The sequence below is a fragment of the Paramesorhizobium endophyticum genome (assembly GCF_014640615.1).
Lineage (GTDB): Bacteria > Pseudomonadota > Alphaproteobacteria > Rhizobiales > Rhizobiaceae > Paramesorhizobium > Paramesorhizobium endophyticum.
In genome coordinates this window covers 138,948-164,117 of the sequence record NZ_BMHH01000001.1, presented here as the reverse complement: position 1 = coordinate 164,117, position 25,170 = coordinate 138,948, and the positions used below count along the sequence as shown (strand labels likewise).

Annotated in this window: 25 protein-coding genes; 21 read left to right on the top strand and 4 right to left on the bottom strand. The window is 59.8% G+C overall.

All coding sequences use genetic code 11. The annotated features are described in order from the left end of the window. Positions 1–145 precede the first annotated feature (145 nt). Positions 146–1,336 (top strand): acyl-CoA dehydrogenase, encoded by a 1,191-nt coding sequence (locus tag IEX53_RS00835; RefSeq protein ID WP_188820503.1) that lies wholly within the window; start codon positions 146–148, stop codon positions 1,334–1,336. Position 1,337: 1 nt separating this feature from the next. On the opposite strand, the gene IEX53_RS00830 is transcribed toward IEX53_RS00835, so the two are convergent. Further along, positions 1,338–1,679, bottom strand: coding sequence for a protein tyrosine phosphatase family protein (locus IEX53_RS00830; RefSeq protein ID WP_188821069.1), 342 nt, complete (start codon positions 1,677–1,679; stop codon positions 1,338–1,340). Positions 1,680–2,023: 344 nt separating this feature from the next. Between IEX53_RS00830 and IEX53_RS00825 the strand changes: the two genes are divergently transcribed. From IEX53_RS00825 to IEX53_RS00810, 4 genes are all read left to right on the top strand, one after another. Further along, positions 2,024–3,280, top strand: a complete 1,257-nt coding sequence (locus IEX53_RS00825) for an ABC transporter substrate-binding protein (protein WP_188820501.1) — start codon at positions 2,024–2,026, stop codon at positions 3,278–3,280. Positions 3,281–3,627: 347 nt separating this feature from the next. Then, complete coding sequence (locus IEX53_RS00820; RefSeq protein ID WP_188820499.1) at positions 3,628–4,506, top strand: carbohydrate ABC transporter permease; 879 nt, start codon at positions 3,628–3,630, stop codon at positions 4,504–4,506. Next, complete coding sequence (locus IEX53_RS00815) at positions 4,506–5,387, top strand: carbohydrate ABC transporter permease (RefSeq protein ID WP_188820497.1); 882 nt, start codon at positions 4,506–4,508, stop codon at positions 5,385–5,387. Before IEX53_RS00820 ends, IEX53_RS00815 begins: the two co-directional genes overlap by 1 nt. A gap of 13 nt (positions 5,388–5,400) precedes the next feature. After that, entirely contained in the window at positions 5,401–6,516 is a 1,116-nt protein-coding gene (locus IEX53_RS00810) for an ABC transporter ATP-binding protein (protein WP_188820495.1), read from the top strand. 705 nt (positions 6,517–7,221) lie between these two features. Here IEX53_RS00810 and IEX53_RS00805 read toward each other — a convergent pair. Both IEX53_RS00805 and IEX53_RS00800 read right to left on the bottom strand, forming a co-directional pair. Next, positions 7,222–8,502, bottom strand: coding sequence for a T6SS phospholipase effector Tle1-like catalytic domain-containing protein (locus tag IEX53_RS00805; protein ID WP_188820493.1), 1,281 nt, complete (start codon positions 8,500–8,502; stop codon positions 7,222–7,224). An 81-nt stretch (positions 8,503–8,583) separates the two neighbouring features. Then, on the bottom strand, positions 8,584–10,014 hold the full coding sequence (locus IEX53_RS00800) for an MFS transporter (protein WP_188820491.1): 1,431 nt from the start codon (positions 10,012–10,014) through the stop codon (positions 8,584–8,586). A 96-nt stretch (positions 10,015–10,110) separates the two neighbouring features. Between IEX53_RS00800 and IEX53_RS00795 the strand changes: the two genes are divergently transcribed. The 15 genes from IEX53_RS00795 (at position 10,111) to IEX53_RS00725 (ending at position 23,606) form a co-directional block, all read left to right on the top strand. After that, a complete protein-coding gene (locus IEX53_RS00795; RefSeq protein ID WP_188820489.1) occupies positions 10,111–10,746 on the top strand; it encodes a helix-turn-helix transcriptional regulator in 636 nt (211 codons plus the stop codon). Between the two features lie 160 nt (positions 10,747–10,906). After that, a complete protein-coding gene (locus tag IEX53_RS00790) occupies positions 10,907–12,697 on the top strand; it encodes a site-specific integrase (protein WP_188820488.1) in 1,791 nt (596 codons plus the stop codon). Positions 12,698–12,793: 96 nt separating this feature from the next. After that, complete coding sequence (locus IEX53_RS00785) at positions 12,794–14,026, top strand: phage portal protein (protein ID WP_188820486.1); 1,233 nt, start codon at positions 12,794–12,796, stop codon at positions 14,024–14,026. After that, a complete protein-coding gene (locus tag IEX53_RS00780) occupies positions 14,027–14,407 on the top strand; it encodes a gene transfer agent family protein (RefSeq protein WP_188820484.1) in 381 nt (126 codons plus the stop codon). Continuing rightward, complete coding sequence (locus tag IEX53_RS00775; protein ID WP_188820482.1) at positions 14,404–15,957, top strand: phage major capsid protein; 1,554 nt, start codon at positions 14,404–14,406, stop codon at positions 15,955–15,957. Before IEX53_RS00780 ends, IEX53_RS00775 begins: the two co-directional genes overlap by 4 nt. A gap of 3 nt (positions 15,958–15,960) precedes the next feature. Then, positions 15,961–16,599, top strand: coding sequence for a hypothetical protein (locus tag IEX53_RS00770; RefSeq protein ID WP_188820480.1), 639 nt, complete (start codon positions 15,961–15,963; stop codon positions 16,597–16,599). Then, the gene (locus IEX53_RS00765; protein WP_188820478.1) at positions 16,596–16,949 is read left to right on the top strand and encodes an HNH endonuclease; all 354 of its coding nucleotides are present in this window, start codon (positions 16,596–16,598) and stop codon (positions 16,947–16,949) included. The genes IEX53_RS00770 and IEX53_RS00765 overlap by 4 nt, the downstream gene beginning before the upstream one ends. After that, complete coding sequence (locus IEX53_RS00760) at positions 16,946–17,431, top strand: hypothetical protein (RefSeq protein ID WP_188820476.1); 486 nt, start codon at positions 16,946–16,948, stop codon at positions 17,429–17,431. The genes IEX53_RS00765 and IEX53_RS00760 overlap by 4 nt, the downstream gene beginning before the upstream one ends. Positions 17,432–17,438: 7 nt before the next feature. Further along, on the top strand, positions 17,439–17,741 hold the full coding sequence (locus tag IEX53_RS00755) for a head-tail connector protein (RefSeq protein WP_188820474.1): 303 nt from the start codon (positions 17,439–17,441) through the stop codon (positions 17,739–17,741). Then, on the top strand, positions 17,731–18,159 hold the full coding sequence (locus IEX53_RS00750) for an HK97-gp10 family putative phage morphogenesis protein (protein ID WP_188820472.1): 429 nt from the start codon (positions 17,731–17,733) through the stop codon (positions 18,157–18,159). The genes IEX53_RS00755 and IEX53_RS00750 overlap by 11 nt, the downstream gene beginning before the upstream one ends. Continuing rightward, the gene (locus IEX53_RS00745; protein ID WP_188820470.1) at positions 18,156–18,572 is read left to right on the top strand and encodes a DUF3168 domain-containing protein; all 417 of its coding nucleotides are present in this window, start codon (positions 18,156–18,158) and stop codon (positions 18,570–18,572) included. The genes IEX53_RS00750 and IEX53_RS00745 overlap by 4 nt, the downstream gene beginning before the upstream one ends. A gap of 1 nt (position 18,573) precedes the next feature. After that, complete coding sequence (locus IEX53_RS00740; RefSeq protein ID WP_188820468.1) at positions 18,574–18,894, top strand: phage head closure protein; 321 nt, start codon at positions 18,574–18,576, stop codon at positions 18,892–18,894. Further along, the gene (locus IEX53_RS00735; protein ID WP_188820466.1) at positions 18,891–19,301 is read left to right on the top strand and encodes a phage terminase small subunit P27 family; all 411 of its coding nucleotides are present in this window, start codon (positions 18,891–18,893) and stop codon (positions 19,299–19,301) included. The genes IEX53_RS00740 and IEX53_RS00735 overlap by 4 nt, the downstream gene beginning before the upstream one ends. Then, positions 19,298–20,932, top strand: a complete 1,635-nt coding sequence (locus IEX53_RS00730; RefSeq protein WP_188820464.1) for a terminase large subunit — start codon at positions 19,298–19,300, stop codon at positions 20,930–20,932. Before IEX53_RS00735 ends, IEX53_RS00730 begins: the two co-directional genes overlap by 4 nt. Before the next feature lie 10 nt (positions 20,933–20,942). Further along, positions 20,943–23,606, top strand: coding sequence for a phage tail tape measure protein (locus tag IEX53_RS00725; RefSeq protein WP_188820462.1), 2,664 nt, complete (start codon positions 20,943–20,945; stop codon positions 23,604–23,606). A 992-nt stretch (positions 23,607–24,598) separates the two neighbouring features. Here the strand turns inward: IEX53_RS00725 and IEX53_RS00720 are convergent. Next, positions 24,599–24,751, bottom strand: a complete 153-nt coding sequence (locus IEX53_RS00720) for a ribbon-helix-helix domain-containing protein (RefSeq protein ID WP_188821124.1) — start codon at positions 24,749–24,751, stop codon at positions 24,599–24,601. Between the two features lie 149 nt (positions 24,752–24,900). Between IEX53_RS00720 and IEX53_RS00715 the strand changes: the two genes are divergently transcribed. Beyond that, entirely contained in the window at positions 24,901–25,104 is a 204-nt protein-coding gene (locus tag IEX53_RS00715) for a hypothetical protein (RefSeq protein ID WP_188820460.1), read from the top strand. The last annotated feature ends 66 nt before the right edge of the window (positions 25,105–25,170 follow it).

Below are 25,170 nucleotides of genomic sequence, written 5' to 3'. Positions count from 1 at the left end.
ATTCACATACGTGACGTATATGGGAGATTGCCGGTTCCCCATTCCTCGCTCTCATCCCCCAATGTGAAATCATCATGGCCTCATTGAATTGCCCCGCCGCAATTCGCGCCTATTATGCAAGCCAAGCAAAAAGGGAGTGAACGCCATGCCATCGTCCAAAGCCGCCTTCGTCTGGAGCGATCCTTTCCTCATCGAGGATCAGCTGACCGAGGACGAGCGGATGATCCGCGACAGCGCCCGCGCGTTTGCGCAGGGCGAATTGCTGCCGCGCGTCGAGGAGGCGTATCTGGAGGAGAGGACCGATCCCGCGCTTTTCCGCCTGATGGGGGAGGCGGGGCTGCTGGGTGTCACCTTGCCGGAGGAATATGGCACGGCGGGCGCGTCCTATGTCGCCTATGGGCTGGTGGCGCGGGAAATCGAGCGCGTCGATAGCGGCTATCGCTCGATGATGAGCGTGCAGTCCTCGCTCGTCATGTATCCGATTTATGCCTATGGCTCTGAGGAGCAGCGCAGGAAATATCTGCCGAAGCTTGCTTCCGGCGAATGGATCGGCTGTTTCGGCCTGACCGAGCCCGATGCCGGCTCTGACCCGGCGGGCATGAAGAGCCGCGCTGAGAAGGTGGCGGATGGCTACCGGCTTTCCGGCTCGAAAATGTGGATTTCCAATTCGCCCATCGCCGATGTCTTCGTCGTCTGGGCGAAGTCCGAGGCGCATGACGGCGCGATCCGCGGCTTCATCCTTGAAAAGGGCATGAAGGGTCTTTCCGCGCCCAGGATCGGCGGCAAGCTCTCATTGCGCGCGTCGATAACAGGCGAGATCGTCATGGATGGTGTTATCGTGCCTGAGGAAAATCTGCTGCCCGATGCGTCAGGCCTGAGCGGCCCGTTCGGCTGCCTCAATCGCGCGCGCTACGGCATCTCCTGGGGTGTGATGGGCGCGGCGGAGGATTGCTGGCACCGCGCCCTGCAATACGGCCTCGACCGCAAGCAATTCGGCAAACCGCTGGCCGCCACCCAGCTTTTCCAGAAGAAGCTGGCGGACATGCAGACGGAAATCGCCTTGGGCCTGCAGGCGAGCTTGCGCGTCGGGCGGCTGATGGACGAGGGCAGGATGGCCCCGGAGATGATCTCCCTCGTCAAGCGCAACAATTGCGGCAAGGCGCTCGACATCGCCAGGGCGGCACGCGACATGCATGGCGGCAATGGCATCCAGATCGGCTACCACGTCATGCGCCACGCACAGAACCTGGAGACGGTCAATACCTATGAGGGCACGCACGACGTCCACGCGTTGATCTTGGGCCGCGCGCAGACGGGGATACAGGCGTTTTTTTAAGTCAGCGCCCCATCTGCTGCCGCGCCAGTCCGTAAATATTGGTCGAGCGCGCGCCGGAGCGGCAATAGGCGAGCACCGGGCCGTCCGCCTCGGCGAGCGCCGCGGCCATGGCGTCCACATCGTCCTGCATAAGCCCGCCCGGCACGACCGGGATATAATGAACGGGAATGCCGGCCTTCTCCGCCACGCCGGCGATCTCGGCGAAGGCGGGCTGGTCGGGCGATTCATCATCCGGCCGGTTGCAGATCAGCGTGCGGAAGCCCGCGGCGGCGATGTCTCTGACATCGTCCGGGAAGATCTGGCCGGTGACGGAAAAACTGTCGTCGATCTGGCGGATGTCCATCATATTCGTCCTTGTCGTTGCGGCTGCGCGTTGAGCGGCACAATACATAAAATGCGTCCGGGCGCCAGTATGATGGTGCCTGCGCTGCGCTGGTTGAGAAAGCGTTGTCATGCTGCGAATCATCCACACCGCAAGGGATTGGCCCGCCGGGCAATAGGCCCAATAGCCCGATGATATAAGCATTTTCTGAAATACTATCCCATGGTCAGCTAATCCCGAGCATGGCGTTCGCCCCTAGGGGTAAATGACGGAAAAACCTTGCCAATGTCACCGTTGTCAGCCATAGACTGGGGCTGGGCGATGGATGATCCATCGAGGAAAAACACGAAGCAGGGAGGCTTATCATGCGCAAGTTTGTATCGACGGTCGCGATTGCGGCTTTGATGGCGGGGGCGGCAACGTTCGCTCACGCTCAGGACAAGAAGCAGAGCGTCGAGGTCCTGCATTGGTGGACGGCTGGCGGCGAGGCTGCTGCGCTCGACGTCCTGAAGAAGGATCTGGAAAAGCAGGGCATCGGCTGGGTCGACATGCCCGTCGCCGGCGGCAGCGGCGTCCAGGCGATGACGGTGCTCCGCGCCCGCGTCACCGCCGGCGATCCGCCCACGGCGGTGCAGATGCTGGGCTTCGATATCAAGGACTGGGCGGAGCAGGGCGTGCTCGGCAATCTCGATTCCGTGGCGGAGAAGGAAGGCTGGGGCAAGGTCGTCCCCGACGCGTTGCAGAAATTCGCCAAATATGACGGCCATTGGATTGCCGCGCCGGTCGATATCCATTCGACGAACTGGATGTGGATCAACAAGGCGGCGCTCGACAAGGCCGGCGGCAAGGTGCCGGCGAACTGGGACGAGCTGATCGCGCTTCTCGATAATTTCAAGAAGCAGGGCATCATCCCCATCGCCCATGGCGGCCAGCCCTGGCAGGATTCGACCGTTTTCGAGGCGGTCGTGCTGTCCTTCGGCGATGATTTTTACAAGAAAGCCATCATCGACATCGACCCAGAGGCGCTCGGCTCCGACACGATGAAGCAGGTCTTCGACCGCATGACCAAGCTGCGCACCTATGTCGATCCGAACTTCTCGGGCCGCGACTGGAACCTGGCTTCGGCCATGGTGATCGAGGGCAAGGCCGGCATGCAGTTCATGGGCGACTGGGCCAAGGGTGAGTTCCTCAAGGCCGGCAAGGAGCCGGGCAAGGATTTCGTCTGCGCCCGCTATCCCGGAACGCAGGGAGCGGTGACCTTCAATTCCGACATGTTCGCCATGTTCAACGTGGCCAAGGATAAGGTTCCTGCGCAGATGGCCATGGCTTCGGCCATCATGAGCCCGGAATTCCAGGTCGCCTTCAACACCGTCAAGGGCGCCGCGCCCGCCCGCATGGACGTGCCGGACACCAAGTTCGACGCCTGCGGCAAGAAGGCCATCGCCGACATCAAGGCCGCCAATGCCGATGGCCGCATGCTGGGCTCGCTGGCCCATGGCTATGCTGAGCCGGCCGCCGTCAAGAATGCGATCTTCGACGTGGTCACCCGCCAGTTCAATGGCGAGCTGTCTTCCGAGGACGCGGTGAAGGAACTGGTCACCGCCGTCGCGGCGGCGCAGTAAGCTGATATCGGACCGCCGGGGAGGGCGCTCCGGCGGTCCTTATCTTTTGTGATGTGATAATCATCATACGGCGTGGATAGCCCCTCACCCTTACCCACTCCCCGTGAAGGACGGGGAGTGGGGGACACGGGCGTTTTCGTCTTTCCTTTCTGCCGGGTGCAGGGGGGAGAATATCCAAGTGCCAACGCTGACGCCCCCTCTCCCCGTCCTTCACGGGGAGGGTAAGGGTGAGGGGCATCACGGATTCATGAATGCTGGCTCTGATCGCGCACGTTGCGAGGCGGCGGCGAGTAGTTGTATCAGGCCAGAGTGTGACAGCAATGCAAAAAGCGCAAGGTGTGAGGCGTATGAACAGTCGTAGCCGCTTGCAGGATTGGCTGCCGAAGCTCGTGGTAAGTCCGAGCTTCGTGCTGATCCTGATCTTCGTTTACGGGTTTATTCTCTATACGGGCTTTCTTTCGCTGACCAACAGCAAGATGCTGCCCTCCTACGGTTTCGTGGGCCTGGAGAATTACCACAAGCTCTGGCTGCTGCCGCAATGGTGGACGGCGATCGAGAATCTCGCCATCTTCGCCTCGCTCTATATCCTGTTCTCCATCGTCATCGGGCTCGGCCTCGCCATCCTGCTCGACCAGAAAATCCGCGCCGAAGGCCTGTTGCGCCCGATCTATCTCTATCCGATGGCGCTTTCCTTCATCGTGACAGGCACGGCGTGGAAATGGTTCCTCGATCCGGGCATCGGCCTGCAAAACACCATGCACCAGCTTGGCTGGACGAGCTTTTCCTTCACCTGGATCAAGGATCCGCAAATGGCGATCTATACGATTGTCATCGCCGCGGTCTGGCAATCCTCGGGCTTCGTCATGGCCATGTTCCTGGCGGGCCTGCGCGGCGTCGATAATGAGATCATCAAGGCGGCGCAGATCGATGGCGCCTCCACCACGACTATCTATCGCCGCATCATCATTCCGCTGATGCGCCCGGTGTTCCTGTCGGCTTTCGTGGTGCTCGCCCATCTCGCCATCAAATCCTATGATTTGATCGTGGCGATGACCGGCGGCGGCCCGGGGCAAGCAACGACGCTTCCGGCCAATTTCATGTATTCCTACACCTTCGCCCGCAACTCGATGGGCATCGGCGCCGCCTCGGCCATCATCATGCTGATCATGATCTTCTCGATCATCGTCCCCTATCTCTATTCCGAACTGCGCGGGGAGAAACGCTGATGAGCGCTGAGACGCCCGACAACGTAATCAATCACGGAAGGCTGACGCGCGCGCTCATCTATGCCGCGCTCATCGTCTTCGCCATCTATTACCTGCTGCCGCTCTATGTCATGCTGGTCAATTCCTTCAAGCCGCTGGAGGAAATCCGGCAGGGCGGCATGCTCTCCTTCCCGCACCAGTGGACCATCGCTCCCTGGCTCTCCGCCTGGTCGACCGCGCAGATTGGCGTCCAGCCGACGGGTCTCAAGCCCTATTTCCTCAACTCGATCCTGATGGTCGTGCCCGCCGTCGCCATTTCGACGGTGCTGGGCGCGCTCAACGGCTATGTGCTGACCAAATGGGAATTCCGCGGCTCCAATGTCGTGTTCGGCATGCTGCTGCTGTCCTGCTTCATCCCGTTCCAGATCGTGCTCATCCCCATGGCCCGCATCCTCGGCATGCTCGGCATATCGGGCACGGTGCCGGGCCTGGTCTTCGTCCACGTCATCTACGGCATCGGCTTCACCACGCTCTATTTCCGCAATTATTACGCTGCGTTCCCGACCGAGCTCATCCGCGCGGCGCAGATCGACGGCGCGAGCTTCTTCCAGATTTTCCGGCGCATCCTGTTGCCGTCCTCCGGGCCGATCATCGTCGTCTCGGTCATCTGGCAGTTCACCAATATCTGGAACGACTTCCTGTTCGGCGCGTCCTTCTCGAACGCCACGAGCACGCCGATGACGGTCGCGCTCAACAATCTCGTGAACTCCTCCACCGGCGTGCAGGAATATAACGTCCACTTCGCGGGCGCGATCCTCGCCGCCCTTCCCACGCTCATCGTCTATATCGTCGCCGGCCGCTACTTCGTGCGTGGCCTGATGTCCGGCGCCGTCAAGGGATAAGAGAGACAAGCGCATGTCGTTTCTGGCCATCAAGAACCTCCACAAGAACTATGGCAACGTGCCGATCCTGAAGGACATCAATATCGAGATCGAGGAGGGCGGTTTCCTCGTCCTCGTCGGCCCCTCCGGTTGCGGCAAGTCCACGCTGTTGAACTGCATTGCCGGGCTTGAGCCGATCACCTCGGGGGACATCTCGATCAACGGCAAGTCGATTGCCGGGCTGCATCCCTCGCAGCGCGATATCGCCATGGTGTTCCAGTCCTATGCGCTTTATCCGAACATGACCGTCGCCGGGAATATCGGCTTCGGCATGGAAATCCGCGGCGTGCCGAAGGCCGAGCGCGAGAAGGCGATCAAATCCGTCGCCGAGACGCTGCAGATCTCCCATCTGCTCAACCGCAAGCCGAGCCAGCTTTCCGGCGGCCAGCGCCAGCGCGTCGCCATGGGCCGGGCGCTGGTGCGCAATCCGCAGGTCTTCCTGTTCGACGAGCCGCTCTCCAACCTCGACGCCAAGCTGCGCGTCGACATGCGCACCGAGATCAAGCGCCTGCACCACCGCATGAAGACCACCATCGTCTATGTCACGCATGACCAGATCGAGGCGATGACGCTCGCCACCAAGATCGCGGTGCTGAAGGATGGCGTGCTGCAGCAGTTCGGCACGCCGGCGGAGATCTATAACAGCCCTGCCAATATATTCGTCGCCGATTTCATGGGCTCGCCCGCGATGAATTTGCTGACGGCGAAGCTCGAGGATGGCCCGACTGGCCTCAGCGTCTCGCTCGACCGCCCCAATGGTGGCCGCCTGTCCCTGCCGGTCAACGGCGCCGGCAGCAAGCTCGCCGCCTACAAAGGCAAGGACGTGATCTTCGGCATCCGCCCGGAAGCGCTGACCGACCCCGACGGCGCGGACCGCAAGGCGCATTCGCTGGCCGAGGGCGATTGCCTGATCGAGGTCGTGGAACCCGCCGGCTCGGATACTTTCGCAGTCACCCATCTGGGCGGCAAGGCCGTGGTGGCCCGCCTGCGCGCCGACGCCAATATCGCCGTAGGCCAGACCGCCCGCCTCGCCTTCAATCTCGACAAGGCTGTGTTCTTCGACCCGAAGACAGAGGCGCGGATTGGGTGAGAAGGGTAGGGATCAGGCATTTCCCCTTTAAACGGAAGCGCCTGGAAGGGACCCCTCATCCGACCGCGCTCCGCGCCGCCACCTTCTCCCACAGGGGGGAAGGGAGGGTGGATTGCACAGGCATGGCTGCCAAACTACCAGCGTTTGCGATTAGCGGGAACGGTAATGCAGGGCTCCAGCCTTCTCCCCTTGTGGGAGAAGGTGGCCGCGCGACAGCGCGGTCGGATGAGGGGTATGCCTCACGATTCCATCAAAACATGAATCGCACAAGGGAATAAGGGAGTAAGAAAACAGGGCAGCATATCTCCCTGCTCACTTATTCCCTCACTCCCCGAAACTTTCAGGGCAGCAGAATGTCATGTCCCATTACGCTGATGGCGAGCGCCATATTGAGCGTGATGATCATCATCGAATAGAATATCGCGGTTTTCGTTATCTCGCTCATTTTCAACCTCCTAGTGCGTTGCGCCTATCAGCTGCGCCCACGCCCTATCTCAGTGAATCTCTGCACCGCCTGTTCCGGCGATGCCGCGGCAACTGGGGCCCCCGCCCAAGTCCGACGCGATTTAGCGAACGGTTACACAATGTAACAAGTCGTTATTATCAGCGCAAGCCTCTACCTGTGGGCGGACACAGGATTGTGAAAATTGTAAATAATGTGTGAATCCGCTAGCGGAGTGAGCGAGCGGCTCGGCAGCACGCCGTTTACTGGACCTCCGGGCTGCCTCGTCTGCGCAAGCGGGGGCGGGAAGGGGCGGTTTTACGGCTTGCCGCCTTTTTCGTTTCCTTGGGAAGCGCCGATGCGGGGATTGTTATGGGCTTCCCGTCAACCTCGTAAACCGAGGGCATATTCGGCGGAAGGTCGCCGATCAGCTTCGCCCGCTCCAGCACGGACGCGTGAAGAACGGCACCCTCCGGGATGACGCGCCAATCGAAGAGGGGGAGGATGAGCCCGAACAACCCCCGCCTTTTGCAGCCTTCCGGGCGGCGGCAGGGGATGATCTCCAATATCGCCCACGCCCAGTTTATGTTCTGGTGGATCGGCGCGAGCGGATTCGGCGGCACATAGTGTTTTTTCGCGGGGTTTTTCCCGAGAATATCGTTGGCCGTCTGCGTCCGGTAATGGAGCCCCATCGGCTTTGTTTCGTCGAACATCCATTCGAGCGTAACCTTCGGCAGCCCGCTCTGGTCTTCGGGATAACCGCCGCCGACATCGTCATGGATCCCGCGGAACCACACCTCGCGCAAATCCTGCGGCCGGGCGGCGGCGCGATTGAAAGGGTTGCCGAAATAATCTTGCCCCCTGGACCACAGCAGCGGGCGGAACATGGTGCGCCGCTCGTCCATCGACACGGCATGGCGGATCGATTCGACGCTAGGGTTCTTCTGGGTAAAGGCTTGGGAGCTCAGGCGCGGCAGATATGGCCCGCTCTCGATCACCGAGGCAACCGTGTCGAAAAGGCCGAGCAGGCGGATGGGCGGATGGTCCGGGTTAAGGATGCGCTCATAGAGCCGGACTTCGGCGAAACTGTCCACTTCCCTGTCGCCGATGCGCGTATAGGCGCGATAGGCGTAATCGAGGAGGTTCAGGTTCTGCTTTTTGATAAGCCCGATCGTGTGGATGAACCCGGCCAGCACGCGCGCGCTATAGGCGCCCCGGCTGAAGCCGAAGATATAGATGCTGTCCCGCTCGCGCGGCCTTCCTTCCTTCCGCGGACCCTTTTCGTAGTTTTCGACCAGAAAGCGGTAGGCGTCCTTCACATTCTGGTCGAGACCCCAGCCCGTCGCCATGCCCCAGATTTCGCCCGCCTTGCGCCAAAAGCGGAGCCAGGCATTCTGCGGGCCGATGGTGCCGACGCCGGGATCGTAAAAGACAAGCTGCCGATCGCTCTTCTCCAGCATGCCGTAAAGACGCAGGACATTTGTCCGGTCAGCGGAGATTTCGTTCGAGGTTCCGTCGAAGAGAATGACGATGTTCTTCGGCATGATGCTCGCTTAACCTCCCATCGGAATTTCGAGAGATTAAGCGAAAGTATATCATTGGAGAATGGCGTTTTTTATTGATCTTCAACTTTTGCTTCCGCCGAGCGCCGGAATGGCCCGTTTGCCTGTCGGCAGGGCATAGCCGGCGATGAGCGCGCCCACGCCGATGACGGTGAATACCAGGAACACCGTGATCGTCGCGTCCCGCAATGCTTCCGGGGTTGCTGCGCCCGGATATCCGGCGGCATTGGCCGTCAGCCCCGCTATTGCCGCGCCGATGGCGTAGCCTGCCGATTGCAGGGTCGGCAGCAGCGCCGAAGCCCGGTCGCGCTCGGCATCGGGCGCCGATTCCATGATCGTCTGGCTCAGGAAGCCCCAGCTTACGCCGAATCCGGCGCCTATGCCAATCTGTCCCGCCATCACGATCAGCGGCGCATCCATCCGGAATCCCGCGACGATGACGGCAAGCCCGGCGACGAGAAGCGTCGGCCCCAGGCGGATGAGCCACACCCGGTAGCGCGGGTCCATGATATTGGCGACGAGGATGGCCAAAAGGCTCCAGGCGATGGCGAACGTCGCATGGAACGCGCCCGCCATGGTCGGCTTGTAGCCCCAGAGATTCTGCAGCGTCATCACCAGATAGACCGAGGTCACCGCTTGGGCCACGGGCATGAGCAGGACGATCCACAGGCCGATGCCGACAGTGGAGTTCAGCGAAAAGGCATCGGAGGGGAAGAGCGGCGTCGCGCTGCGCCGGTCGAAAACCGCGACGGAAACCAGCGTGACCGCTGCGCCGACGACGAACAGCGCCTGCACCGCCATCGCATCCACGATGCTGGCAAGCGCGACGAGCATGATGCCGCCGCCAATCGCTCCAAGCCGAACGAACGGAACGAACGCGCGCGTCATCCGGGCGTCGGAACGCGGCACGATCCGCAATGTGAGGGCAATGAAGATGAGCGACAGCGGCACATTGACCAGGAAGGCCGCCCGCCAGGACAGATGCTCCGTCAGCATGCCCGACACCAGCGGCCCGCCGAAGGCCGCGATGGCCCACACCACCGCCTCCGCCCCGAACACCTTGGCGACAAGACGAGACGGAAACAGTTCCGGTATCAATGCATAGCAGATCGCCGCGATGATCCCTTCGCCGAGCCCCTGCAAGGCCCGCCCGATCAGCACTTCCGTCATCGAGGAGGCGAAAGCGGCGATCAGCGTTCCCAGGAGGAAGAGCAGCGCCGAACCAACCAGCGCATTGCGCGCCCCGAGCCGCCCCTTCAGCAGCGCTGCCGCCGAGCCGCCGACGATGGAAAGAACGAGGTAGAGCGTGAAAGCCCAGGAAATCAGCGCAACCCCGCCGATTTCGGTAACGGCCGTGGGGAGCGAGGTGGAGACCAGAAACCCGTTGAAGGCGAAAAGAGCGACGCCAAGGCACAGGGTCGTCGTCGCCGCCGAATAGCGCGGCGTCAGAAGCTCGGACCAGCGCGCATCACTGGGTTCAGCCGACTCGATCATGGGAATATCCTCGATTTTGATAAGATGTATGTTTCTATATTCCCGCGAATATAAAAAGCAATGGCTTTTTTAATTCGGTGCGCCTATAATGGGCCCATGCAGGACCGCACCACAAACCGCATGCTCTATTCGTTGAAAGTATCTGGCCCCCAGACGGCGGCGTCCCTTGCCGAAAAGCTCTCGATCACGCCGGTCGCGGTGCGCCAGATGCTGGGGCGGCTTCACGAGGCGGGGCTTGTCGACTTCGAGGACAGCCGCGAGAGCGTCGGCAGGCCGAAGCGCTTCTGGCACCTGACGGATACGGCAAACCGGCAGTTCCCCGACAATCACGCCGGCATGACGGTCGATCTCCTCACTTCGATAAAGGCGGTTTTCGGCAATGAAGGCCTGGACCGCCTGATCTCGCATCGCGAAACCGCAACGCTTGCCACCTACAGGGAAGGCCTGGCCCCGTTCGGCGCGCTCAAGGAAAAAGTGGAGGAACTGGCGCGGGTTCGCTCCGCCGAAGGCTACATGGCCGAGGCGATACCGATGGAAGACGGCGGCATGCTGCTGGTCGAGAACCATTGCCCAATCTGCGTGGCAGCAACCGCCTGCCAGAAATTATGCGTGTCCGAGCTTAGCATATTCCAAAATGCCCTCGGCCCCGATGTGGAAGTGCGCCGCGTCGAGCATCTCCTGAAAGGAGCGCGCCGCTGCGCCTATGTGATCGCCGATCGGCAACCACACTGAAGACATCGTACTGTTTAAAGAAGGGATGGCTGGGGAACCTGGAACAAAATCCAACTTTTTTCAGCCCTTTGTTTTCTTTTATTTATTTGATTTTATTGACCTATTTTTCCCAATGTTGTAACACCAGACTGTAACACCGGGATGCTACACGGGGGCAGAAATGGCGCGTATAAGTTACCTTCTCCGGCGTGGTGCAAGCTACTATGCTCGCGTCAAGGTTCCGACCGATCTTGTCGAAATCGTCGGTAAGAAGGAGTTGGTGAAGGCGCTCGGCACCAAGGATGAGAACATAGCCAAGCGGGAAATGTGGCCCGTAGTTGAAGGCTGGAACCGGCAGTTTGAAGACCTTCGTTCCCGCCGCGATATCACGCCCGACGACAAGGCCGCAGCCGTATGGCAGCACTATGAGACGACGCTTCAGCGCGACGAACAGAAGCGCCGCGACATGCCGACGCCCGACCAGACGGAAGCAGAATTGCACCGGCTCTATCGTCGTATCGATATGGGCGAAATCAATTCCGACGATTTCATCGGCATGATCAACGCCTACACCGACTATGAGCTTATGCTTCGCGCTCGCACCGACGACGCCAATTTGCGAGCGCGCCGTTTGGCAGCAAGTAAGCTCGCTCTTACTTCCGGCGATATTAGGCTAATCGAACCCGCCGTCCGGGACTTCATCGCCCGTCATCGCCTGCTTGTGGAAGTCGGCTCGGATGAATACCGCGAGCTTTGCACCCTCATGACGCGGGCCGAAATTGAAGGCTTGCAGCGCACCCTTGAACGCGACAATGGCGATTATTCCGGCGTTCCGAAAGACCCTATCGTCAAGCCCGCGACCGGCACCGCCCGCGAAACCGCAGCGCCGGGGGAAAGCATCATGGAGCTATTCGACACCTACGCCCGCGAGAATCCCAAAAGCATCACCGCCGACACGCTCAATCAGGCCCGCCGCGATATCGGCACCTTCCTTCAGCATGTCGGCAGCACTTGCCCCGTGCAGCGGATCGATAAGAAGGCCGTCCGCGAATGGAAGGCGCTCTTAATGAAGTATCCCGTGAAGGCGACAGAGACGAAGGCGTTCGAAGGCATGAAGCTTGCGCAGATCGTCAAGCACAATGAAACCGTAGGGAAGCCAGTTCTCACGCCGCGCACCGTCAACCGCTATCTTTCCAGTCTTGGCGCATTTTGTGGCTGGCTCACTGATAGCGGCTATATCGATAGCAATCCGGTAGCTGATATGTTCCTCGCGAAGAAGAAGGAAAAATCTAAAAAGGTATTCACTACCGATCAAATGAACACCCTGTTCAAGTCGCCGCTTTTCACCGGATGCCAGAGCGACGACGCACCCCGTTTTTGGAATAAGCTGGGGAATGTCCTTATTCGGGATCATCGCTATTGGGTTCCATTGATCATGCTCTATTCCGGCGCTCGCCCGGCAGAGATTGCGCAGCTTGCCGTTTCGGACGTTCGGCAGGAGCACGGCCATTGGATCATGCATATTACCGAAGAAGGGGAGGGGGATAAGAGCGTTAAAACCGAAGGTTCAATGCGTGTCGTCCCGGTTCATAAGGAACTCGTGAAGCTTGGTTTCCTCGATTACCACGCAGGTATGAAGAAGGCAGGACAGACCCGCCTTTTTCCGCTCGCTGAACGAAATTCGCGCGGCCAGATGATTGCCGATTTCAGCCGCGAGTTTGGGCGCTACCTTATCAGGCTTGGCATGAAGAACGGTCGCGGTCTGTCCCTCTATAGCTTCCGCCATGGCGCGGCAGACGCCCTTCGCCGTGCTGGTTATCTCGATGAGAATTTCGGCTTCATCCTTGGACACACCAAAGCCAGCACGACCGGCATTTATGGCATTTTGCCCCAAGGTATCCTTGAACAGCGATTGGAACTGGTAAATGCGATTGCGTATCCCGGCCTGAAAATAGATCACTTATTTAGATGAATTATCAAAAATTCATCAAATTTTGTGATTTATAGGATTCACTTTCTGTTCTCATTATGAGACAATCCGCCTCAAGTTGAATTGAGGACGGAATGAATGAATTTTGCCGGTATTGTTTCGAGTGCAAAGAAAGCCCTTGGCTTCCCGGCAGAACAGAAAGCGTATTCCCTCACCGATCCCGCCATCAATGAAATCTTTGGCGTGATCCCTACCGCATCCGGCATCGCCGTGACTGGCTATTCCGCGATGCACGTCCCGGCAGTTCTTCAGGCCGTCCGGCTTATCTCCGAAACCATCGGCTCGTTGCCTTGCAAGCTCTATCGGGAAACCGATGGCAGCAAGGAAGCGGCGAAGGTTCACACCGGCCATAAGCTCACCCATAGCCGCGTGAATGACTGGACGAGTGCCGGGCAGCTTCGTGTTGACCTTACGGTTGACGCCCTGCTTCATGGCGCGGGCTATGCGCAGGTTGTCCGCGCTTCCGACAACCGCCCGCTTGAGCTTCACCGGCTAGACCCGTCGAAGGTGCAGCGCAGGTGCGAGGATGACGGCGAACCCTATTACCTTGTCTCGACCGAACGCGGGCAGGACGAGCTTTCTTACCGTGACGTTCTCTATATCCCGGCCTTCGCTGGCGTTTCGCCGATCAAGCTTGGCCGGGAAGCCATCGGCGTGGCAGCGATCCTTGAACGCCACACCTCACAGTTCTTTGGTTCCGGCGCTCGTCCCAGCGGCATTATCTGGAACGAAGCGAAGCAAGGCGGCGAGGCTGGCGCGACCACGATTGCGAATATCCTGACCTCATGGCGCAAGTGGCGGCGCAGCGCCAACGGCGATCCGCTCATTCTTGATGCTGGCTGGAAATTTGAACAGCCCGTCATGACCAGCACAGACGCGCAGTTCATTGAAAACCGCCTTGAGCAAATCAACGAGATTGCCCGCATTTTCGGCGTCCCGCCGCACATGCTCTATCAGCTTGAGCGCGCGACGTGGAGCAATGCCGAACAGATGGCGGCGAGCTTCCTTCAGCTTTGCCTTCGCCCATGGCTGGACAAATGGCAGGACGCTTATGCAACCGTCCTGTTGACGGACGAAGAACGCGACACCCTCTATTTCGAATTCGTCATTGACGATCTTCAGCGCGCCGACGCGGCGGGCCGGGCCGAAATCTTCGGGAAGCTTGTCGCCATGCGCGCCATGACCCCGAACGAAGTCCGCGCCGCAATGAACCTGCCCGCCCTGCCCGACGGCGACGAACTGGCAAACCCCTACGTCACCACAACCACGACCGGCCCGGCGGAACGTCCGCAGCCGAAGGAAACAGCCTAAATGCACCATACCGCCTATTTTGGTGACGGCGAAAAGACATTCGCCCTCACAACCGAAATGATTCACGAATTGGAGCGCAAGACCGGCGTTGGGATTGCCGCGCTCTATGGCCGCTTCATGCGGCAGGATTTCCACTTCGCGGATATGGTCGAAATCATCCGCACCGGCCTTATTGGCGGCGGCACCTCCCCGGCGGAAGCGCAGGTGCTTGTCGATACCTACGCCAAGCCGCGCCCCATCATGGAAATCTTCCCGCTCGCGTTCGACATTCTGGATACCAGATGGAACGGCAAGCCGGACCAGGACGAAACCGGACAGGCCGCAGCGTCCGGCGATCTCGCCGCAGCAATCGACGCTGCTTATGCGGACGTGTCCGAATGAGCGAACGCCTCGAAATCAAGGCCGCGCTCACGGTTGACGATGCTGGCACCATCACCGGCATTGCATGGCCGTTCGGCTCGCCGGATCGTGTCGGCGATATCATTGAAAAAGGCGCGTTCACCTCGCCGGACATGTTGCCGATGCTGTTCGCCCACGATCAGGCGCAGGTTATCGGCGTATGGGACGAAATCAGCGAGACACCGGACGGCCTGACCGTCAAGGGCCGCTTGCTTGTCGATGACGTGGAGCGCGCCCGCGAGGTTCGCGCCATGATCCGCAGCAAGGCCGTGTCCGGCCTGTCCATCGGCTTCCGCACCAAGGCCGCGAAGCCCCGCCAGCGAGGGCGCACGATTACGGCGCTCGACCTGCATGAAATCTCTGTTGTCGCCGTTCCCAGCCATCCCGGCGCGCAAATTACATCGATCAAAGCCGCAGATGGCGCGGCGGAACTGAAGGAAACCAAGTTGGAAAACGAAGCAGAAATCGAAGTGAAGAATGATCCGGTTGTCACGCCGGAAGAAGTAAAGGCCCTCAAAGCCCGCATGGATAAGCTGGAAGCCAAGGCGAACCGCCCGCTTGCAGCGAACAGCAATCACCCGGCGGCACAGAACGACAACAGCGAGCGCAAGGCGTTCGTCTCCTATCTTCGCCGTGGCGTTGAGCGGATCAGCCCGGAAGAAGTCAAGGCGCTCACCGTTTCGGACAGCGCGAACGGCGGATATCTGGCACCGGAAGAATTCGGCAACGAGCTTATCAAGCTGTTGAACGAGTATTCCCCGATCCGCAGCTATGCGCGCGTCGTCTCGATTTCCGCGCCCGAAATCAAGTATCCGCGCCGCCTGTCCGGCACCGCTGCAACGTGGGTGGACGAAACCGGCGACCGCACCGAAAGCGGCATGGCGTTTGAACAGGTCACGCTTACGCCGTTCGAACTGGCGACCTTTACCGACATTTCAAACCAGCTTCTGGAAGACAACGCCTATGGGCTGGAAGGTGAGCTTATCGCCGACTACGCCGAAAGCTTCGGAAAGACCGAGGGTTTGGCGTTCGTGAAGGGAACCGGCACCGGCCAGCCCAAGGGTATCATGGCCGCGACTGGTATCAAGGAAGTGAAGACCGGCGTTGCCGCCGCATTCCCGACCGCGAACCCGGCAGACGTAATCATCGGCATGTATCACCAGATTGCCACGACCCACGCGCAGTCCGGCGTTTGGTTGATGAACCGCAACACGCTTTCCGTCATTCGCCAGTGGAAGGACAGCACGGGCCGTTACCTCGTGCTTGATCCGATCACCGCAGGCGGCGTCATGACCCTGCTTGGCCGTCCGATTGTTGAAATGCCCGACATGGACGATATCGGCGCGGGCAAGAACCCGATCCTGTTCGGCGATATGTCCGGCTATCGTATCATCGACCGCGTGGGGCTTTCGACGCTTCGCGACCCCTACACCCTTGCGGGTAAGGGGCAGGTTCGTTTCCATGCCCGGAAGCGCGTCGGCGCGGACGTGACGCACCCCGACCGCTTTGTGAAGCTGAAGGTTGCGGCCTAATCCATGACCTACCAGCGGCCCGCCTACGAGAAGGTAACGATTGCGCACGGGGGCAGCACCGTGACGCTTCGCCCTTCCTTGCGGGCCGCTGTTACCCTTGAAGCACGTTTCGGCTTCCAGACCATGTTCCGGGCGCTTGCCGAAGGTAACTTTTCCATCATTTCCGAAATCATCCTGACGGCGACCGATAGCCGGGATGATGCAGCGGCCTTCCTTCTTTCAGAAGCGGCAGGAAGGCCGCTATCCTCTTTCATCGGCATCGCGCGCATCCCGCTTGCCGAACTCGTTTCCATGCTCATGCCTGCACCTGTCCAACAGTTGGACACGACCATGGCAGCCCCTTCCGGCAAGGCGGTTGCATGGGCGGATTTCTATGCAGACCAGTATGAGAAGGCGACCGGCTGGCTTGGCTGGACGCCTGAACAGGCATGGAACGCCACGCCGACCGAAATCGACCGCGCCTATTCCGGCCATATCGCCAAGTTGAAGGCCGTTCACGGCAGCAGCGACGACGACAAGCAGCCGACCCCGAAGAAGCCAGACCCCGAACAGGCCGCGCGCAATGTCGCCGAAGGTCTTGACCCGGAATTTGACCGTGCCGGGCTTCGCGCCCTCAAGGCAAAGATTGCAGGTGGCGCATGAGCAAGCCGCCCCGCATCTGTTCGTGCGGCAGCATCGTGCCGCATGGCGAGCTTTGCCAATGTCAGCGCAAGGCGAAGCAGGAACGCAACGCCCGCCATGACGCCCGGCGACCTTCTGCCCGCGAGCGCGGTTATAACCATGAATGGCGCAAGGCCCGCGCCGAATACCTCGCCATGCACCCACATTGCCGGGAATGTAGCAACCACGGCATCACCCGTCTTGCTACCGTGGTTGACCACATCATTCCGCACCGTGGCGACAAGCGCCTGTTCTGGCACCGCGCCAACTGGCAAGCGCTTTGCGAGCCTTGCCACAACAGCGTCAAGCAGCGGCAAGAGCAGAGCCTATGACCCCGGCAGAACACGCCCGCCAGATCGAGAGGCAGGAGTTTGAAGCCGAATGCGCAGCCATCCGGGAACGCGCCTATGCGCTACTCGCCGGAAAGCCATCCCGCAACCAGCAAGTAGAGCGCTGGATAAAGCGGCAGGAGCCGAAGGGCAGTCTCAAGCCAAGACCTCCCCGCAAGGCGGCGACCGATAAGACGGCCCGCACCCACGCGCGCAAAGCCAAGCTCTACAGCGCCTTTGGTCACACCCGCACCCTAAAGGAGTGGGCCGAAGCTACCGGCCTTTCATCCCACACGATCCGCAGCCGTCTTGCCCGTGGCTGGACCATAGAGGACGCTTTGACCGGAACCGTCAATGAGGCGGGCAAGCGGATGCAAAAGGCGCATAGGCCGGGGGTATCCTCCAACTTTGGCCCTTCAGACGGAACCGGCGCGGGGAGCACTTTACAAGCCAGCGACAATATAACTTTTTCAGAGAAGGCTTGAATACGCCATGCCAGCAGTATCGCTTGAACTCGCCAAGCAACATATGAAGATCGACGGAAACGCCGAAGATGACCTTGTTTCGCTCTATATCGACGGCGCGGAAACGTGGGTGAGCAATTACATCGGCAAGTCCATTTCCAATCTCGATCCACTTCCGGCAGATATGAAAATCGCGATTTTGCGGCTTGTTTCCTTCTATTATGAGTTCCGAAATCTCGCGACTTTCGGCGTTTCAGCCCAGCTTGCGCCCGTTGGCGTAACCTCGATCCTCGATTCCTATCGCGAACGGTGGTTTGGCGATGGCGAATAAGAGCAGCAACGGGCTTGCCGCGACACTGGCGGCTTTCGACAGGATCGCCCGCGCCCCGCGTGAAGCCGTGCTTCCGGCTTTGTTGAAGTCCGGCCATGAGCTTGCCGACGCCCAGAAAGCGCTTGCTGAAACGTCCCGCGATACCGGCGCACTCATTGACAGCATCACCGTGACCGCGCCCGGCCATCCGACGCCCGCCTATTCGCAGCCGGGCGGTTCCCGCGTGGCTGGCGACACCGAAGTGATTGTCACCGTTGGTAATGAGGACGTTCGCTATCCGCACCTTGTCGAATACGGCACCAGCGACGCGGAAGCCCAGCCCTTCTTTTGGCCTGCCCTTCGCCTTCTCCGAAAGCGCCTTCAGAGCCGTATCAACCGCGCCGCGAAGAAGGCCGTAAAGGACGCATGGAACAAATGATCGAACCGACCCTTGCCGTTCAGACCGCTATCCGCACCCGGCTTATCGGCAAACCGGAAGTGACGGCGCTTGTGCCGGCTGACCATATCCGGGCGGGCAGCACCCGGCCCGACAAGACGCCGTGCATTATCATGAGTAACGGCAATACCACCTTGCACGGCTATGACTACACGGCCCAGCGCGGCGCATGGGTTTATCTCGATCTGCATATCTGGACGCTGGACGCCGGGCAGGACGCGGCGAAGGAAATAGCGGGAACCGTCATGGCCGCGCTCGACAAGCGCAGCCTCGCCATTGAGGGCGGCTATTGTGATCATTTTCGCGTCACCGCATCCCGGTTCCCACGCGATCCCGACCCCGCTTATGGTCACGGCGTCCTGTCCGTTGAAGCCCTTATCCGGTGGATTATCTGACATGCTGAACATCGGGAAGCTTGACCGCCGGATCACCATTGAGCGGGAAACGGAAATCGTGAAGCCGTCCGGCAGCGTCGTGAAGGTGTGGACGCCGCTTGCGACCGTATGGGCGGAAGTCCTTCAGCAGACGGCCAGCGAGTTCTTCACCGGCTACGGCGAGGCAGAAACCAGCACCGTGATTTTCCGTGTCCGGTATCGCCCAGGTATCACGACCGCCGACCGCGTGAGCTTCAACGGCACCGCCTACGGCATCAAGGAAATCAAGGAACTCGGGCGGCGTGACGCGCTTGAGCTTCGCGGCGAGGCTTTGAAGAAATGACCCGTGGAGTGAAGCCCGCCATCGCACCGGCGAGCAATCCCGTGACCGCCGTTCCGAAGACGCCTTCCTATCTCAGCAAGGAGGCAAAGGCGGAATGGCGGCGTGTCGCGCCGATCCTTATCGACGAGCGCAAGGTTCTTACCGAAGCGGACCTTTCGGCGCTGGAAAACTACGTGATTGCGGTCGCCACCATGCGGCAGGCGCACCGCGAGCTTCAGGCGTCCGGCCTGCTTATCGACGGGAAGCGCAATCCCCTTTCCACCATCCTGTTGCAAGCCCAACAGCAGCAGCTTCGCGCCGCTGGCGAACTTGGCCTGACGCCCGCCGCCCGATCCCGTGCGGCGATGATGGAAGCCGCCGACGATGACGAAGACAACCCGCTCATGATTGGCAGGAACCGTGCATGAGCAAGAGCGCGTTCCCGCATTGGATTTATGACGGCTCGCCGATCCCCGATCCATTCGGATACGGGCAGGAGGCGGTTGATTTCATCCGTGCGTTGAAGCACCCGGCCAGCACCGGGCCGAAAGGCCGCTTCCAGCTTTTCGATTTTCAGGAGCGCATGACGCGGCGGATTTACGGCCCGCGTAACCCGGATGGAACGCGGGAGGTCCGCACGGCCTTTCTCATGCTTCCCCGTGGCAACCGCAAAACCAGCATCGCCGCAGCGTGGGCGCTTCTCCACACCATCGGGCCGGAAGCGCGCCCGGCTGGACAGGCCATCTTTGCCGCGTCCGACCGCGAACAGGCGGGCATCGGCTTCAAGGAAGCGGCAAACATTGTGCGGGAAGACCGCCGCCTTGTCGCCGCGACCCGCATCTATGACGCGCACAATTCGGCGAAGAAGATCATTTCGCGCCCGAACAAGGCCGAACTTCTCGCCGTATCCAGTGATGGCGCAGCGCAACATGGAAAAACCCCCAGCTTCGTGCTTGTCGATGAAATCCACTGTTGGAAAAATCGTGACCTCTGGGAAGCGCTCAAATCCGGCATGGCGAAGGTTTCTGACACCCTCATGATTATCGCCACCACGGCAGGCCGGGGGCAGGAAAATATCGGTTTCGAACTTTACGACTATGCCCGGAAGGTGGCGACGGGGGAAATTGACGATCCTTCATTTCTGCCAATTATCTTTGAAGCCGACCCCGGCGACGACTGGCGCGATGAAGACGTGTGGCACAAGGTCAATCCCGGCCTGAAACACGGCTTTCCCGATCTTGGCGGTTTGCGCACCATGGCGCGCGAAGCAGAGCACCGGCCCGCCGAACGCTTTGCATTCCAGCAGTTTCATTTGAATATTTGGCAGGCCGCTTCCCGCGATCCGCTGTTTGACATGGCCGTCTATGACGCCGGGTATGATCCGCATTTTGACCTGACTGAACTGGAACCGTTGCCATGCTGGCTTGGTGTTGACCTGTCCCGTTCCGGCGATCTTACGGCCATCGTCGGCGCGTGGCGACATGATGACGGGCGGATTTCGGTGCAGCCGTGGTTTTTCCTGCCATCCGAAGGCTTGGAGGATAAAGCCAAGGTTGAGCAGGTTCCTTATCCCCGCTGGCGCGACGACAAGCTTTTGAATGTCATCGACGGCCCCGTGATTGAACCGGACGCCATTGCCGACCAGATCATCAATCTTTGCGGCACCTATGATGTGAAGGAAGTTATCTTTGATCCTTCGCTTGCCGGGCCGATCATGGCGAAGCTCATGGAGCACGGTATCAACGTGCTTCAGCTTCCGCAGACGGCGAAGCATATGCACGGCCCGATTTGCGACCTTGAGCGCATCGTCAACGGCAAGCGCATCCGGCACGGCGCGCACCCGATCCTTCGCAATCACTTTGAAAGCGTCGTGGTGAAGCGCGCGACCAGCGCCAGCGAATTGACCACGATGCACAAAGGCACCCGCCACAGCAATCATATCGACGGCGCTATTGCGTCGGCGCTCGCCGTATCCCGTGCCGCCGCGAACGATAACCAGCGCTCAATCCTTGACATGGACCCCGACGAACTGGACCGCCTGATGGCGGAGGCAGCATAGGAATTTACGAATGGAAGACACGCAACGCCTGCTTGTGAGCCTTGAGGCTCGCGTGAACAAATACGAGAAGGACATGGCGCGCGCCCGCAACGCCACCAATGACAATTTCAAGAAGATGGAAGGCCGCGCCCGGCAGTCGGCCCAAAACATGGAAAAGACCCTTGGAGCGGCGTCGGCCTCTATCGGAAGCAAGCTTGAAGGCATGTTCACGCCGCTCATGCGCGGCGGCGCTATCGTCGCAGGCGTCGGCGGCGCGGCCATCGCCGTGAGGGAGATTGCCAGTTCCATTGCTGAAGTTGACCGCGAGGCCCGCAAGGCCGGTGTTTCCTCCAAGGTGTGGCAGCAATGGAGCTATGTGGCGACCGCTACCGGCATGAGCATTGACGGCGTGACCGACGCCTTGAAGGAATTGAACCTTCGCGGCGACGAGTTCGCCACGACTGGCAAGGGCAGCGCGCAGGAGGCTTTCGAGCGCCTTGGCTATACCGCGACCGATGTTGCGCAGAAGCTGAAAGACCCGTCCCGCTTCCTTGATGAAATCATCGGCAAGCTTCAGCAGTTGGACGCCGCAGCGCAGACCCGTATCCTTGACGAGCTTTTTGGAGGAACCGGCGCTGAACAGCTTGCGAAGGTGCTTGGCCTGTCCGTTTCCGAAATCCAGCGTATGCGCGATGAAGCCGCAACCTTCAGCGCGGAACAGATCGAAGCGGCGAAGAAGATCGATCGCGAGTTTTCGACCATGTGGCGGAACTTCACCGTTTACGCCAAGCAGGCGGCAATTACTGGCGTCGGCGTGGCCGCGCAGATCATCGATTACATTAATAACCCCGGCGATCCGGGCGGCAAGCGCAAGCAGGCCGTAATTGACCGCTACAACTCCCCGGAAGAACAGCTTAAGCGCCTTCAGGCACAACGGGCGAAGATCGAACGCCAGATTGCCGCCGTCGAAGCCGAACCGTTCAATCCCGTGAAGGAAGCAGAGCTTCGCCAGCTTCGCGCCGCCCTGTCCGCCGTTGATGACCAGATTCATGCGGTGACGGGCGGAAGCGACGAGTTCAAGCAAGCACTCAAGGAACTTTCCGCCGCAACCAACAGCCTTTCCAACGGCTTCAACGGCAACGTCACCGCAGCGGCAAACTTCAAGAATGCGCTCGCCGACCTGAAAAAGCTTGTGCCGGAACTGAAGGCCGAACTGGACACCCTCGCCACGGTGGACAGCATTGACGCCGCTTATCGGAAAGCCGTGGGGAACGCCCGGACCATGGGCGAGATTATGAACGCAACCGATCTTGCAAACCGCGCCAAGAGCGTTGCCCGGTTCGGCAAGCACGATAACATTCTCGACCTGATTGCAGCCGTGGAAAGCGGCGGGGACTATAACGCCACGCTCGACAATGGACGCTGGACCGGCGGCGCGCAAAACCTTACCGGGATGACGCTTGATCAGGTTCGCGCGCTCCAGCGCCGTATGCTCGCCAATCCGGCGAACCGCGCCCTTTATGGCGACGGCAAGGGTTCGTCCGCGCTTGGCCGCTACCAGATCACCGGCGCGACCCTTGAAGGCTTGATCAAAGAGCTTGGCCTGTCCGGCGACCGGCTGTTTGATCAGGACACCCAGGACGAACTTGCCCGCGCCTTGCTTCGTCGTCGTGGCAACGATCCGGCAGAGCTTCGCAACGAATGGGAGGGCTTGCGCCGTGTCGATGACAGCACGATCCGCAACGCCTATTCCGGCACCCCGACCGCACCGCAGCCGCTTGCCCCGACCGACAGCGAACGGGAGCGCACCGAACTGTTGAGACAGCAGGACGTGGCCCGGAAGAGCCTGAACCAGTCGGTGCAGGAAGGTCTTGACCTCGCCCGTTTCGAGCAATCGATTTCCGGCATGTCGGCGCAACATCAGCGGATTGAGCTTGAGGTTTACCGCTACCAACAGGAGATGAAGCGGGCGGGGATCACGCTTTCGGAGCAGGAGCTTCAGAAAATCCGCGAGAAGATCACGCTCACCCAGCAGCTTGACCAGACGAACCAGCAGGCGGCCACCAGCGCCGAAGGCTTGCGCACCGCGCAGCAATATTTCGCGGAAACCTTCACTTCCTCCCTGTCCGGCCTTCTGACCGGCACTCAGGACTTGAACGGCGCAGTTCGCGGCCTGATTAACAGCCTGATTGACGCGGCACTTCAGGCCGCGCTTCTTGGTAAGGGACCGCTTGGCGGTTTAGGCGGCGTCGGCAGCGGCATTCTTGGTTTCCTGTTCGGCTTCAGCGAGGGCGGCTTTACCGGTGCTGGCGGCAAGCATGAACCGGCGGGTATCGTGCATAAGGGCGAATATGTGATTTCGAAGGAAGCAACGCGCCGTATCGGCGTCGGCAACCTTGAAGCCCTGCACCATGGCGCGCTTCGTGGCTATGCTGAAGGCGGCCATGTCGGTAGCGCGCCCTCGATCCGTAAGCCGGACCTGAAGGCAGCGAACAGTAGCGATCCCGCCCCGGTTCAACAGATCACCATTTCCGCGCCAATCACCGTCAACGGCAGCGCCGGGACGCCGGAACAGAATGCCGACCTCGCCGCGAAAATGGCCCGGCAGATGGAGCAGAGCATGAGAGGGATGGTTGCGGACGAGCTTCGCAAGCAGACACGCCCCGGCAACTACATGAACCAGCGAAACCGCTAATTCGCCACGTCAGAAAGTAAGTATTCACTTATACAGTGCGTTCGGCTATAATGTAGAAATCAACAGCAATTTGTGCGTTCGCACAAATTTTTCGCTATAATGCAAAAAATGCCCGGCGTGTGCTTTCCGCCGGGCATCTAGAGAATAAGCAGCCGCTAACTGCTTGAATATCAAAGTAGAATTTTCGTTCTATTTTGTCAAGGCCAGAGCGGCAAATCTTCCGGAGTGTCGTTAGCTCCGAAAGAACTATACTGGCTTTGAATACGAAGGGCGACACCGGGAACCTGACCGGCGCTATCAGTCCGCCAGAGACGAACGGAAGATCGTGCTGACCGGCTCCCCGATGGAGAACATCGGACGCTTCAGCAGGGTTATCGCCGCACCGGGCAACCGCGTGAAATGGATGCAATAAAAGATGGACGCAATGTGAAAAGCTGACAGGATCAGCAACCACAACGTCCTGTCACGTATCGATTGAAGGAAAGTCGAACGTGGCGCTTACCGCTTTGCCCGCAAGGGCAGGATATCGGAGCAACGCTAGGCAAATGGAAGCCGCCTAGTTGGGAAACGACCCTACAATAGCTCTTCACCACCTGTTAGACGCAGGAAATCCCCTCGACTGGAACGAATAGCCGCCGACCTTTGCGTCGGTCTTATGTGCTGTTTCAGTCGAAGGGGGGATAAGCCTATTTCCGCAGGTATCATGAAGAAAACATCTGATAGCAGAAACTGAAGATAGTTCGCGAGCGCAAGCGAGCGGGCAAGGCCGAAGGCCGCGCAGGGAGGGAGCCGAAGGCGACCGAGTGACACCCATCCCGACATTCCATCACCTTCCCGGCGAGGGTTTTCCTTTTCGCTCACAATCGTCTGCATCCCATCCCGGCGAGCGCTATAAGGTAAGTGTCAGCCGGGTTTCTCGTGGCCGGTTGAGGTTGAGGAAAACAAGAACGCCGGACGCGGCGGCTTCCATTCTTTCGCGTCCGGCAGCCCTCTCACTTTTCTGAATTTGGTGGGAGGGCTTTTTCTGCCCGCTCAAGTTCACGCTCAACCGCCTCGCGAATGAACTTCGCGCGGTGCTTCTTACCGACAAGATCATCAATCCGTTTCAGCGTTTCCGCCGGAAACCGAAGTGTTGTCGCGTTCATATTCAAAGGAGGTCTACCCATACACCGCTCCATATTCGCTATCGCCTATCTTGGTCAACCGGATTTCCCTCACGTTAACGGTATCGTTTATTGACGGATTAAACGAAACCGTTTAACAAGCGGTTACTGATTTGCAGAGGGAGCCGCAAATGACCAATCAGGATATCTACATCGCCAGCGACACCTACCACACCATGCTCGACAAGCTGGAGCACATCGCCCGGACGTTCGACCCGGCAGCGCCCGACGACCTTCGCACCCAACTTGTTCAGGCGGTGGGCGAGGATGGCGGCATATGGCCGGAGGACTGCTTGAACGAAGGGAAGGACATGACAGCGCGCCTAGTTGCTTAATAAAATCAGGCACTTGTCATTAACCTATGAAATCCTTTTGAAAACCAACGAAATATGTGACTAATG

Coding starts and splice junctions, on each gene's coding strand:
- IEX53_RS00835 (WP_188820503.1), top strand. CDS start 146: ATGCCATCGTCCAAAGCCGCCTTCGTCTGGAGCGATCCTTTCCTCATC.
- IEX53_RS00830 (WP_188821069.1), bottom strand. CDS start 1,679: ATGGACATCCGCCAGATCGACGACAGTTTTTCCGTCACCGGCCAGATC.
- IEX53_RS00825 (WP_188820501.1), top strand. CDS start 2,024: ATGCGCAAGTTTGTATCGACGGTCGCGATTGCGGCTTTGATGGCGGGG.
- IEX53_RS00820 (WP_188820499.1), top strand. CDS start 3,628: ATGAACAGTCGTAGCCGCTTGCAGGATTGGCTGCCGAAGCTCGTGGTA.
- IEX53_RS00815 (WP_188820497.1), top strand. CDS start 4,506: ATGAGCGCTGAGACGCCCGACAACGTAATCAATCACGGAAGGCTGACG.
- IEX53_RS00810 (WP_188820495.1), top strand. CDS start 5,401: ATGTCGTTTCTGGCCATCAAGAACCTCCACAAGAACTATGGCAACGTG.
- IEX53_RS00805 (WP_188820493.1), bottom strand. CDS start 8,502: ATGCCGAAGAACATCGTCATTCTCTTCGACGGAACCTCGAACGAAATC.
- IEX53_RS00800 (WP_188820491.1), bottom strand. CDS start 10,014: ATGATCGAGTCGGCTGAACCCAGTGATGCGCGCTGGTCCGAGCTTCTG.
- IEX53_RS00795 (WP_188820489.1), top strand. CDS start 10,111: ATGCAGGACCGCACCACAAACCGCATGCTCTATTCGTTGAAAGTATCT.
- IEX53_RS00790 (WP_188820488.1), top strand. CDS start 10,907: ATGGCGCGTATAAGTTACCTTCTCCGGCGTGGTGCAAGCTACTATGCT.
- IEX53_RS00785 (WP_188820486.1), top strand. CDS start 12,794: ATGAATTTTGCCGGTATTGTTTCGAGTGCAAAGAAAGCCCTTGGCTTC.
- IEX53_RS00780 (WP_188820484.1), top strand. CDS start 14,027: ATGCACCATACCGCCTATTTTGGTGACGGCGAAAAGACATTCGCCCTC.
- IEX53_RS00775 (WP_188820482.1), top strand. CDS start 14,404: ATGAGCGAACGCCTCGAAATCAAGGCCGCGCTCACGGTTGACGATGCT.
- IEX53_RS00770 (WP_188820480.1), top strand. CDS start 15,961: ATGACCTACCAGCGGCCCGCCTACGAGAAGGTAACGATTGCGCACGGG.
- IEX53_RS00765 (WP_188820478.1), top strand. CDS start 16,596: ATGAGCAAGCCGCCCCGCATCTGTTCGTGCGGCAGCATCGTGCCGCAT.
- IEX53_RS00760 (WP_188820476.1), top strand. CDS start 16,946: ATGACCCCGGCAGAACACGCCCGCCAGATCGAGAGGCAGGAGTTTGAA.
- IEX53_RS00755 (WP_188820474.1), top strand. CDS start 17,439: ATGCCAGCAGTATCGCTTGAACTCGCCAAGCAACATATGAAGATCGAC.
- IEX53_RS00750 (WP_188820472.1), top strand. CDS start 17,731: ATGGCGAATAAGAGCAGCAACGGGCTTGCCGCGACACTGGCGGCTTTC.
- IEX53_RS00745 (WP_188820470.1), top strand. CDS start 18,156: ATGATCGAACCGACCCTTGCCGTTCAGACCGCTATCCGCACCCGGCTT.
- IEX53_RS00740 (WP_188820468.1), top strand. CDS start 18,574: ATGCTGAACATCGGGAAGCTTGACCGCCGGATCACCATTGAGCGGGAA.
- IEX53_RS00735 (WP_188820466.1), top strand. CDS start 18,891: ATGACCCGTGGAGTGAAGCCCGCCATCGCACCGGCGAGCAATCCCGTG.
- IEX53_RS00730 (WP_188820464.1), top strand. CDS start 19,298: ATGAGCAAGAGCGCGTTCCCGCATTGGATTTATGACGGCTCGCCGATC.
- IEX53_RS00725 (WP_188820462.1), top strand. CDS start 20,943: ATGGAAGACACGCAACGCCTGCTTGTGAGCCTTGAGGCTCGCGTGAAC.
- IEX53_RS00720 (WP_188821124.1), bottom strand. CDS start 24,751: ATGAACGCGACAACACTTCGGTTTCCGGCGGAAACGCTGAAACGGATT.
- IEX53_RS00715 (WP_188820460.1), top strand. CDS start 24,901: ATGACCAATCAGGATATCTACATCGCCAGCGACACCTACCACACCATG.